The organism is Flavobacterium sp. GNP011 (genome assembly GCF_056428925.1).
Map to the genome: position 1 here is coordinate 315,301 of NZ_JBWJVJ010000002.1, position 13,043 is coordinate 328,343.

Consider the following 13,043-nt stretch of genomic DNA (forward strand, 5'->3'; position numbering starts at 1 on the left):
AGTCATTCCTTACATTATTTTATACTCAAAAATTAGTAACCATTGTTAGCGTATTACATCGCTAAATATTAATTCAATTTAAAGTTTACTTGCATTTTCTCTAGTGCTATCAATAACTCGTTTGAAATTTTAACTTTCAATTTTCTACTAGCCATAGCTAGCTTTGTAACCACTTTTATCTCCTCAACCTCTTCAACTTTTACAACTGACGTTGCTTCGACTAGTTCCCCATTTCCCGCATCAACTTCTTCTAAATCATCTGCAAAATTCATTTCTTCTGGATCTATCTCTGGTGTTGCAACTGGAATAAGTTTTTTTATTTTTTCGAGTTCCATTACTTCAAATGAAACGGTGTTATCTCCTTTATACTCTTGAAATAGACGACTTAAATTATGAATAAATTCAGCATGTAAATCATTTATGTTAAGATATAAAATGAGTTTTTTGGCAAACGTAGCCAATACATCTTGTAATTGCTTAACCTCTACAAATTGCATTCTTGGCTCACTTTTTTTGCCTGTATCCTGATTTACCCATCCTTCTTTAATGAGCACTTTTATAAATACAAATTGATTGTTGTATAAAAAATGATAAAACTTGAGATACTCTTCACCAAAAATTTTGAACTCAAAACTTTCTTCAAATCCTTCCAATGTAAATATTGCCCAATCCTTACCATTTTTAGCTGTTCGGCGTTGAAAATTACTTACAATACCGGCAAAAGTTAAATTCTTACCTACATATTGCTCCATGTTTCTGAGCGCATCTAAGCGAGCATTGCAAAAATATTTTATTTCAAATCTAAAATCATCCAGCGGATGCCCAGATATGTAAATCCCTACAACCTCCTTTTCTCTTGATAATTTCTCCATCGTGCTCCAATCTTCACAAGGAGGCACCACTGGCTCAGCAATTTGTACCTCGCTAGCATCGCCAAACAAACTTACTTGAGACGAATTTTCGTTTTCTTGATACTTAGCTCCATACCGAATCGCTTTTTCGTAAAAAGTTATTCCATCTCCATCATCATGAAAGTATTGCGCTCTCGTTGTATCGCCAAAAGAGTCAAAACCCCCAGCCAGGGCTAAGTTTTCTAACGCTTTTTTATTAGCAGCACGCAAATCAATTCGTTTGGTCAAATCAAAAATGGATTTGTATTTCCCGTCTTTTCTTCTCTCCACTATGGTTGCAACTGCACCAGAACCAACACCCTTTATAGCTCCCATCCCAAAACGCACCGCATAATCATCATTTACAGTGAATTTATAGAACGATTCATTTACATCAGGACCCAAAACTTGCAAGCCCATTCGCTTACACTCTTCCATAAAGAACGACACTTGTTTGATATCACTCATATTATTAGACAGTACCGCAGCCATGTACTCTGCAGGGTAATTTGCTTTTAAGTAAGCTGTTTGATAAGCAATCCAAGCATAGCAGGTAGAGTGGGATTTATTAAAGGCATATTCTGCAAAGGCTTCCCAGTCTTTCCAAATTTTCTCCAGTTTATCTTCGGCATGCCCTTTGGCAGCAGCCTGACTGATAAATTTAGGTTTCATTTTATCCAAAACGTCCTTTTGTTTTTTTCCCATCGCTTTACGCAAAACGTCGGCATCACCTTTAGAGAAATCAGCCAATTTTTGGGACAAAAGCATTACTTGCTCTTGATAAACAGTAATTCCGTAGGTATCCTTAAGTAATTCTTCGCAAGCTTCAAGATCGTAAATGATCTCTTCCTCACCATTTTTTCGCTTCACAAAACTAGGAATATAAGCTATCGGACCCGGACGGTATAAGGCATTCATGGCAATTAAGTCCGGAAAAACCGTAGGCTTTAACTCCTTCATGTATTTTTGCATTCCGGGACTTTCATACTGAAAAATTCCAACCGTTTCACCGCGCTGAAAAAGCTCGTATGTTTTTAGATCATCAATAGGAAACTCATCTGGATTGAGCTCAATTCCGCTGCGATATTTTACTAGTTTAACGGTATCTTTTATCAACGTTAGGGTCTTCAAACCCAAGAAGTCCATTTTTAATAATCCAGCGCTTTCTACTACCGAGTTATCAAATTGAGTCACATACAAATCCGAATCTTTGGCGGTAGCTACAGGAACAAAATTGGTAATATCACTAGGTGTAATAATCACTCCACAAGCGTGAATCCCCGTATTTCTTAGATTTCCCTCTAAAACTTTGGCTTGCTGAATGGTTTCACCACCAAGGTCATCTTCATTGGCAAGTCCTATTAATTCTTTTATTTTATCATACTCTTCCGGACGAACCGCTTTTTTTATGATATCTTCTTTTTCATTTAAAAACCGAGCTAAATTCCACTTAGACGGCATCATTCCCGGAATCAATTTCGCAATTTTATCTGCTTCAAACAGTGGTAAATCCAAAACACGAGCCGTATCACGAATCGCTGACTTGGTAGCCATTTTTCCGTATGTGATAATTTGCGCTACTTGCTTAGAACCGTATTTTCGGATCACATAATCCATCACACTGCTTCGGCCTTCATCATCAAAATCGATATCAATATCGGGTAGTGACACACGATCCGGATTCAGGAAACGCTCAAAAAGCAAGTTGTATTTTAATGGATCTATATTGGTAATTTTCAAACAATATGCCACTACCGATCCCGCCGCAGAACCCCTTCCAGGTCCTACTGAAACGCCCATACTACGTGCTTCGGCAATTAAATCCTGTACAATCAGGAAATAACCTGGATAACCAGAATTAGAAATCGTCAATAATTCAAAATCCAATCGTTCCTGAATTTCTTCATTAATTACAGGATATCGTCTTCTTGCGCCTTCAAAAGTAAGGTGTCTCAAATAGGCATTTTCACCTCTCACTCCACCATCAACGGCGTCTTCGGGATTATTAAATTCAACTGGAATTTCAAACTTGGGAAGCAGTACTTCGCGAGCCAAATCGAAAATTTCAATTTTATCTACAATCTCCGAAATATTTGAAATCGCCTCAGGTAAATTAGCAAAGAGTTGCTTCATTTCGTCCCCAGACTTGAAATAGTACTCTTGATTTGGCAACCCATAACGATAACCGCGACCACGTCCAATTGGTGTAGTTTGTTTTTCACCATCACGCACACAAAGCAAAATATCATGTGCATTCGAATTTTCCTTGTCTATATAAAAGGTATTGTTTGTGGCAACGATCTTAACATCGTGCTTTCTTGCCAATGAAATCAAAGAAGTATTCACCCTATTTTCATCTTCTTGATTGTGGCGCATGACCTCAATATAAAAATCGTCCTTGAATTCATTTTTCCACCAGATCAAGGCTTCTTCGGCTTGGTTTTCACCAATGTTCAGAATCTTATTTGGTATTTCTCCGTACAAGTTTCCAGACAAAACAATAATATCTTCTTTGAATTCCTGAATGACTTTTCTATCAATTCTAGGCACATAATAAAATCCTTCTGTGTATGCAATAGAGGACATTTTAGCCAAATTATGGTATCCTTTTTTGGTCTTCGCCAAAAGGACTATTTGGTACCCATTATCCTTAACCGACTTATTTTTATGATCTTCACACACAAAAAATTCGCAACCAACGATAGGTTTCATAGGAACTTCGGTAGGTTCCTCCCCGTTGTCAACAGCTGCTTTATTTTTAGCCGCAGCTGCTTTATTGTGATTTAAAATATCACGCACAAAGTGAAAAGCTCCCATCAAATTCGCATGATCGGTCATAGCAACCGCAGGCATTTTTTGTTGCGCTGCCGCTTTAACTAATGCCGCAATGCTAATGGTAGATTGCAATACCGAAAACTGAGTATGATTGTGCAAATGAACAAAGGGCGCATCAACTAAAACTTTCTTATTCTCCGAAAGGTCTTCTTTTGAAACAGCTGGGGCTTGCTTATCGCCAAATTGTTGTCGGATTTTATCTGAAGCCTCTTTTAAATTAATATGTTTTAACCCAATGAGTTTGATTTCGGTTGGGTTTTTACTTTGGAAATCTTTGAAATAAGAAACCGGAACATCCAGTTCTTCTTTCGTGAAAATTTCACGACGAATTAATTCTAAAAAACAGCGCGTTGTTGCCTCAACATCGGCAGTAGCGTTGTGTGCTTCGCCAAAAGGCTTATTAAAAAGGTACGAGTGCAATTCCGTTAACGTAGGCAACTTGAATTTTCCTCCTCGACCACCCGGCAATTTTAATAAAGAAGCAGTAATTTCAGTACACGTATCTAGAATAGGCATCGAGCTCATTTGGCTTTCCACTCCCATTCGATAAAATTCGCAACCCATAATATTGATATCAAAACCTAAATTTTGACCCACAATAAACTTCGCTCTACCTAAGGCTATGTTGAATTTTTCTAAAACTTCAGACAATGAAACGCCATTGGCCTCTGCCAATTCAGTAGAAATACCGTGAATTCGTTCCGCATCATACGGTATATTAAAACCTTCGGGCTTGACCAAATAATCTTGATGCTCGATGAGTTTTCCCATATCATCATGCAACTGCCAAGCAATTTGAATACATCTTGGCCAATTGTCTGTGTCAGAAATGGGAGCGCCCCAGCGTTTTGGTAATCCTGTGGTTTCGGTATCGAATATTAAGTACATAGTTGTTATTGAAGGGATTGCAATTCTATAAATTTGCAAAAAATTGAACTTCAAATTTAGGGATTTTTTTGGGGTATTCTAAGTTTAACTTATTAACACTATCGTTGAAGAAAGAATAAAAAAAAATTCTCAAAATATAGCATCTTATAAAAAACGAAAAGGCCTTGATTTCTCAAGACCTCTTAATTTTTATAATAGAACTCCTGTAATACTTCTACAAAAAAAGACTCTAGAAAAAACAAATAGTTCAATAAAAAATTATCTCCTTGAAATTTGATTATTGTTTTATTATTTTACTTGTTGTTGTTCCTTTGTTTGACGAAATTTTAAACAAATACAATACAACTGGAAATTGTGAAACATCAATTGTATTAGAATCGTTCTTTAAATAAGTATTCATCAAAATTCTTCCAGTATTATCTTAATAGTTGTAATTTTGAATTTCCTAAATCTTCGAATTCAATTATAATCATATTTTTTTATAGGATTTGTATATATTTTAGCACAAGATACAACAGTCATATTTCCTGATGCAGGATACGATAAATTAAGCAGCATCATTATAAACACTTACTTATGTACCATTATAAATCACTGCAATATGATGCCAATCTATCGTCAAAATCTAACGGCTACCTAATTTTTCTGATTTTTATCAATTTGGTGTACTCTAAAAACTTTTGACCTGGAACAATTGGATGTTTATAAGAATATTACAAATTGAAGAATAATCCAAATTGATGGGTGTTTCCTAAAACAGAACTCATTTTATTGTTATTATTTTATCCAAAATTGTAGCCAAACCCAAGACCTTTAACATTTATTCCAAAACTCATTAGAATTTAATCATAATATATATCTACTACAAAAACGGTCATTTTTTCCATCATTTGACCCCCTCTTTGATCGTTACTAATAATTTCAAATTGAAAAATATGCTGTGTTTCAAAATCTAAACTTTCCTTTAATACCAATTGATCTCCGATAATATCAAAGTATAAATAATCTGGTCCAGCACTAAAAAAACTATAGATACAGCTGTCTTGGTCTTTTGTTGTTAAGGTTCCAACAACAGTACCTGCAGGTAGATTTTCAGTAATTTTATAATTACTTAATGTTATTAAAACAGGTGCATCATTTATGTCATTTATACAACTCCAGAATTCACAGGCAATCCATATCTATCAAAAGTAATTAAATCGGTTGAAAAAATTAGGAAGCACCTGGTAAGGCTGACCTAGAAATCCCGTATTTAATGCAACTGAAGATGCAACTAAGCCTCTTGTAAAATTTGCCCCCCCTATAGAACCTACAACTGTAAAATAAGTTTCTTTTAGAAGTTTGAGAAATCCCATTAAAAACTTGCATCTATTTTCGAAGCATAAAAAAGCCTGAGAAACTAAAATTTCTCAGGCTTTTTATTTATTTCTTATGGCGTTCTTGATCGTAAAGGATTTGAATCTTTATTGAAGATTCGAATCCTTTTAATAATTTATTTATGAAAAATCGATTCCTATTTTTCCTCAACTTCTGTTTTTTTATCTCTTTCAAAATGAAAAATTTCTATTATTCAACCAATTCAAAATCTCCCTGATCAATATACTTAAGGACTGTTTTTAAGTTACTACCTGTTATTTGTGCCGAATTATCACCATTAGTTAAAGTAACCGGATTGATTTGAGAAGTAGCAACTGTAAAAGTCATTTTGTATACAACTCCGTTTACAGAATAATCTACTGTAAAAGGTCTATTGAAATCAACATAATTAGTTTCTATCTTTATTCCGTATTTCACATTAGGACTTATACATTCATTTTGAGCAATTTTTGAACCATCAGCATGTACAAAGGAAATGCTTTGAGGAACAATTGTTATCTCGTCTTCATGATCAGAACAACCAAAAAATGCAATCATAACTAATATTAAAATAGAGTACTGTTTTATTTTCATTGCTATTGTTTTTGATTTATTACTATTTCTTTATTAATACCACCTATATTCACATTATATTTTCCCGCTTCCAAATTATTAAAAATAGTTTGTCCGTTCTGTATGCTTTGAGTGGTAATTTTAACACCGTCTTTTGTTAAAATAGCAGCAATTCCATTGTCATCGTATAAGACTTTAACAACACCGCCGGTATAACATACTGCGTCTTTTTTATAAAATACTGCAGCACCTAATTTAACAGTTACTTTCCATTTTTTTAAGATTGATTGATCTTCTGAAAGTACTTGAAATTCAACAGGATTATTAAAATCTAGTGTATTAGATCCTGAAATTTTATTAACAGTACCTACAAATAACTTGGCTCCAGGACTTAATTCAAATAAAGCATTTAGTGCCGAAACATTTGTTCCTTTACCAACATACAGCGTTATTTGTGAACCTTCAATAATCTTAGCTGCTGTTTTCAAATCCTTAAAACTAAAATCTATAATTTCAGTATCGCTTCGTAGTGAAGGGCTTGCAAAAATATAAGACTGAAATAGATCTCCATAGTGTTTATCGTTTTCAAATACTTTTGTCTTTTCTAAATCTCTAACTACATCATTTGCTGAATCATAAATTTTAAAATTAACTGTTTCTTTATTCGTACTGGAAGAAACCGTTAAATAAGCATAGTACTTCTTTTCTGTCGCAACATATATCAAATTCGCAACTCCGCGACATTCCCCATTTATAAAAGCAGCAACTTTATCATTCACATTACCTAACCTAACACCATCAATATTTAACGCTCCAACAAAAGTCATTGTGTATTGAAAATTATTTTCATTCACAGTCCAATTGGGATTTTTTCCAAAGGAGTTAAAACTTATTAGAAACAGTAGAATAGTACTGTATATATAATTTTTCATATTTTGAATTTTAAATTTATTTAAATCTCCAAAACACCTATGAAGGTGTCTTGGAATCTAAATTTATTTAGTACTAGTTTTTTATTACTTTCTGGGTGATAATTTCATCATTTAATCCTATTTGAAGTAAGTAAGCTCCAGATGGAACTACTGGTCGGATTTTTAATAAATTTTCACCGCTTGTAACATTTTGTTTAATATCAAGTATTAAATTACCTGATAATGAATATAGTCGAATACTAACATTTTGATTTTTGACTGCATTAGCCCTTATTGTTATTTCATTATCAAATGGACTAGGATAAACACTTACAGCATCTATCATTTCTTCAAGCATTATTGGTTTTGAAATTGTTCCAAGAACATCGTTTCCTTTGAAAACAAATTTCTTCGAGGTTTTCTTGTTACTATTCCCGTTACCAATATAGAATGCCAGTTCTTCAGACGTATCGCCGTAAACCGTTATAAAACTAAGTTTACTATCCTTTACAGATTGATTAGTAGACGCTCCTTTCAAAACACCTTTAGAATCATACACAAACAATTCATTGTATCCTGTTGGTAATAAAACCACTGCATTCATGTTGTCTGGATATTGCTTAAACACAGCTTTAATATCCTCTTGACTAAAATCAGATAAATTTTGAGACTTGTTAGTCTTTTTGATTTTACTTGTATTCGCTAAATAGCTTGGATACTTAAAAGTCTGTGATTTACTTGATTTAAGCATATAACCTTTACCAGATTCTAAATAATTTAGCGTTCCGTTCCAACCAATAAGCGGATCGTAGATAGCAAATAAATTTTGTGATTTAATCACATCACCATCTGTTGCTTCAAAATAAGCTAAGGCTTCATTAGTCTGTTGGTTTCCCTCTAAAGTATAAGGAAGCCAGTTCCATTTCTCTTGAATTGGAAAACTCCAATTGGCAACATTTATGGGAGTTCCCTTTATAATCAAAGGTTGCTCATGTGCCAAGTACACTTTAATCATTTTAGAATCACTTAGACCTCCATTGGCAGAAATTGTTCCTGACCAACCACTATTAGCAGGTATAGCCTCATTCTTAAAATAAGTCTCCAAACGTGCTGGTGAATTCGTCAACATACGATCGGAAGTTTCTAAGTTAAGACCTTTAGTCAAGGTGTTAAGGTCTGAAAAATTAGGGTCGTTCACATTCATAGATACCCAAGTCCAACCAACATTAAGAGGTATTTTTTGCTCCACTACTGCAGAATTTTCAAAAATCATAGGTAGACTAAGTTTTCCTAGAATTTCATTCTCTTCAAATGGAATTGAGGATAGCGTACTGATAGTGGCTACTTGAATTATGCCTTGTGAGGCATCCCAAATTTTAAAATCGATATTCTCACCACTAATAGAATTACTATATACCGTCAAGAAGACAAAATATTCTTTATAGGCAGCGTTGTAAACTAACTTTGTTGTTCCTCGTGTTTCTCCATTTGAAAATGCAGCTATTCTATCATAGGTATCTTCAGAGAATTTTCCATCTACTTTTATTCTACCTACAATACTCATACTATACTTATAATCCGTTGGCTTTACTGTCCAATCCGGTTCCTGTCCTAGTACTCTTAACTTAATTTGCATTTTTTCATCGTATCCAAAATCTGTTTTCAAATATAGATTTTCAAGATATTCTCCAGGAGTAAGTTCCTTATCAATAGTAGCAGTAATTATTATTTTACTGTCAGGAGCAATCGTACCGCTTGTTTTACTTAAAGACAACCATTTTGGCAGGTTATTAATAGCATATGGTTGTCCTTTTCCTCCTTTATTCAATAAGGTAATTTCAAATGTTTTCTCTTCGCCTGTCTTTTTAACAATATCAATAATTTCATTGTAGCCTTCCGCAAACCAACTTACTTCGTTGCTTTTCACATAAGCAGTCCAAGTAATAGGTGACTGTTGCATGTTATTGGCACTATCAAACATTTTATCAACTGTAATATCAATAATCTGACCTTCTAGAGAAGCCCAATCGGTTACAACTGGCTCTAAAATCATTTGATCTTGATTGACAACAGTGTTCACTTGAAATTTAATCAATGTTCTTTCAGGTTTAATTGGCGGCACATCATCAGAATATTTAAGGGTACCTGCACTCAAAACAGCATTATCTGGAAAACCTGGTTGACCTTTGTCTACATGATAATAACGAGGACCATTAACCGTTTTAGGATCAGGTTCGTTCATTTTTGCATATAGCATCAATCCAATACTTTCTGTGCTAATTTCATTAAATCGGTCGCGACTTATTTGCTCCACGTTACGTAAGGTATTCCATAACTGGAATTCATCTAGTTTACCGGTATAAGGACGATCAATAGTTTCAACACCAACGTTATCAGTTGCTCCGCGTGCTCCTAACCAAATCTTGTTTCCTGAGAAACCACCAATAGTTCCCATTTTATTTGAAGAAACTGCAACAGCATCAACATAAGTTCGTAACGAACCTAATCTGTTAAACAATAAGGTTACGTGATGCCAAGTGTTATCAGCCATATTTTGACTCACTAATTCATAGGAATTACCTTCAGTCTCAAAAGTCAATTTACCACTAGCTTTCAAATTGATAGCCCATTTATTGGTAAGACCATTAGATTGTTTAAGATCGGTACCATCACCTTTTCCGTTTGAGAATAAAGTTGCTTCTTGCGAATCACCCGTTTTCATCCAGAAAGAAACCGTAGCATCCATTTCTTTGGTTAACTGTACAGATCCTACATTGTCTAATTTTAAATACTGATTATTTGCAAATTCATACGAAGTTCCCTTAGGTTTGATATCCCATGCTTCTTTAACAATGGCATGTTTGTATCTTGCTTTGTCGTTGGCAATTGTACCTCTTCCTTCGTCCATAGGCCAATATCCAACTAAATTGGCTTCATTTCCTACAAGCTTCAAATACATTTTGGCGTAAGCCTCATCTAGATTGATGTCTTTACTCCAAAGGCGTAGGTCATGTATGTTTCCAACAAATGTATTTCCTCCTATAGTTAAGGCATTATTGTTCGAAAATTGTGTATTACTTATACCTTTACTAGCGCCAATTTCTTTATCATCTTGATAGATGCGAAGTGTACCGCTATTGTTTTTATGGGTAAAGGTATAGTGATGAAACAATCCGTCACTAGCAATACCTCCATTAACAGTTAAACTACCTAGTGTAAAATATACTGATCCGTTTAACAATTTAATCGTTACTCCTTCTTTTTGAGAAAGTATAGTCGCTTGACTTGAAGTGGTACTATTCTTCATCCAGAATTCGAAAGCTATATCTCCTGTTGTAATTCTCGGACTGTTAATAACCGCTTCATTGGTAGCACCATCAAATCGTAGGGACACATTGTGATCAATTTCTAATTGATTGGTTTGCCCTTTTATTTCAATAGTAGAAACTGTTGAATTATAGAAAATAGGCTCATTAAAACTTACTTTCAAATCTTCTCCTGCTCCTAAAATGCCATTGATAGGTAAAGGCGTTCCAAAACGTAAAGGCGCATTCAAATCGACTCTACCAGTGGTTACATCCGAAATAAATTCGGTATTGTTAGTACACGTACTTCTGGCACGAATTTCATATTTCCCGTCTATTAATTTTAAAGCAGCAATATCAAACGCATAGCTTAAAACCACATCTTTATCGATGAATTTAATATTTGATTCACCAGCCAAAACCGCTGCATCATAAAACTCTTGTGTTCCATAATACGTTTGCAGGCGTGTCCAGTTGGAAGCGGTTGCCAATCGATATTCTAAATCAATCTTTTTAAAACTCTTGAATTGAGTGCTATATTCATCCAATTTTACTTGTAAGGGTTTAGTTGATCCATCAGTATTATACCCCACTTCTTTATTGTACACCCAATTACTCAAAGGTGCACTTACATGGACCATAGAACAAGAAGGAACAAAGTGTGCTGAAATACTAACTGCAGAACTTACACTTGCTCCATCGCAAAGCGATTCTAATCTAATTTTTATATTATTGTAATCGTATACATCCGCAATGGATTTACCTAAAGTCAATTTATAGGTAATCGTCTGACCATATGGCACATGAACTATAGTTCCATTTGGTTCTAGGTTAAATAAAGCATTATCCGGATTGGTTGTATTGTCCACTACTAATTTGTAATTGGCAGCAACACCAGAAGCACTTTGGTTTTGTAATTTCAATTCAAACTCTGCATTTCTACCTTCGGTAATATTACTAATGTCAGCAACGGTAACCTTCAAAACAGGCACTTCTACTTTTTGGGTAGCAAAACTTAATTGTGCTTTTGTATCATTAATACAACAATCAACACTTTTTGAAAAAGCTAAATCAAGGGCTGCTTTATCATTTTTTAAAGGTTGCAACTGCGATATTAGTAGTTCCTTTTCTTTCAATAGTTGTGCTTTTGCATACAGACAAGAGGCATCTTCACACTTTTTTGCATCTACTTCTTTTTGCTTGTCATTTATTTCTTTTTGCTTGTCAACTATTTTCTTATCAATGTCAAAAGAAGCCGCCACATAAGTCTTAAAATTTTTGTCATTTAAGAATACTGATTCTTCCGCACCTTCATATGGACATGATGTTCTACCCCCAAGCGTGATAAATATTGGGCCATTTCCATCAAAGGCATTGACTGCATCGACACTTAAAAAGTTGGCTGAATTACTGTCTTTTAAAGTATAAGTTATCTTCGTTGACTCGGTTGATTTTTCTGAAAGAGATTCACTAAGATCTTGTTGAAAAACTCCACTATTAGTCGTCAAAAAACCAGAATCATTAACAGCAAACCCTAGATCCACAGTAAGTTTTTCATCTATAGCTAAATTGTATTTTAAAGTTGATGTATTAACAACACTCGTTTCTACACTCTGCTTGTATTCACCAACACCCGAATCAAAAGAAATGTTTTTTTGGAAATATTTATCCAATAAATCGCTCGTTTTCTTAGATTCAGTCAGTTTATCCTTTAAGTTAGTTTCTGCTACAGGTCCTGCTTTTCCTCTTTCGATTTCCTCTTTAATTGACTCATTAAACTGAGTAAGTACGTTCGTTACTCTAGCTTTATATTCTGCGCGATTGTTTTTGGCTAAATACTTATTTAACTCATTGTTCAAAATCAAGTCTTTCCACAAACGAATTCTTTCTTGGTATTCTTCTTTGGTTAAAGTACCATTCTTTTTAGGAATTAAAGAGCCATTGTCTATATTGGTAATAAACAACTCGTATTCTGGAATTAATTCCTGCAAAATGTGTTTTTGCGAATAGATAAAAAAGGTGTTAGATGGTTCCTCAACAAAATAAACGGATTTCTGTTTACTGATGTATAGCGGTCCTAACATAGCGTATTCCGATTTATCAAAATCAACTTGCTTACCTTGAACTGTCCTCTTAGGTACTGTCTTATAAGCCTTTATATCATCAAAAGAACCATAAAATTGGTTTTTAGAATTTCCTATATAGAGATCGCCCATAGAACCTACAAAATGAATCGATTCGTGCTCGATGAACCGGGCGCTTATGGCTTAGATCACCGACTGCCC

The 13,043-nt window shown here is 34.4% G+C and carries 4 protein-coding genes and 1 pseudogene; all 5 read right to left on the bottom strand.

The window, feature by feature from the left end; all coding sequences use genetic code 11:
* Positions 1–68 precede the first annotated feature (68 nt).
* The 5 genes and pseudogenes from dnaE to AC061E_RS04010 all read right to left on the bottom strand — a co-directional run bounded on the left by dnaE (position 69) and on the right by AC061E_RS04010 (position 12,974).
* Positions 69–4,613: a DNA polymerase III subunit alpha gene (dnaE, locus tag AC061E_RS03990; protein WP_478285106.1), complete on the bottom strand. Its 4,545-nt coding sequence runs from the start codon at positions 4,611–4,613 to the stop codon at positions 69–71.
* 277 nt (positions 4,614–4,890) lie between these two features.
* A pseudogene (locus tag AC061E_RS03995) lies at positions 4,891–5,022 on the bottom strand (T9SS type A sorting domain-containing protein); the annotation flags it as partial.
* Positions 5,023–6,179: 1,157 nt separating this feature from the next.
* The gene (locus AC061E_RS04000; protein ID WP_478285107.1) at positions 6,180–6,563 is read right to left on the bottom strand and encodes a hypothetical protein; all 384 of its coding nucleotides are present in this window, start codon (positions 6,561–6,563) and stop codon (positions 6,180–6,182) included.
* Positions 6,564–6,565: 2 nt separating this feature from the next.
* On the bottom strand, positions 6,566–7,474 hold the full coding sequence (locus AC061E_RS04005) for an SGBP N-terminal domain-containing protein (protein ID WP_478285108.1): 909 nt from the start codon (positions 7,472–7,474) through the stop codon (positions 6,566–6,568).
* Between the two features lie 73 nt (positions 7,475–7,547).
* A complete protein-coding gene (locus tag AC061E_RS04010) occupies positions 7,548–12,974 on the bottom strand; it encodes a LamG-like jellyroll fold domain-containing protein (RefSeq protein WP_478285109.1) in 5,427 nt (1,808 codons plus the stop codon).
* Positions 12,975–13,043 lie beyond the last annotated feature (69 nt).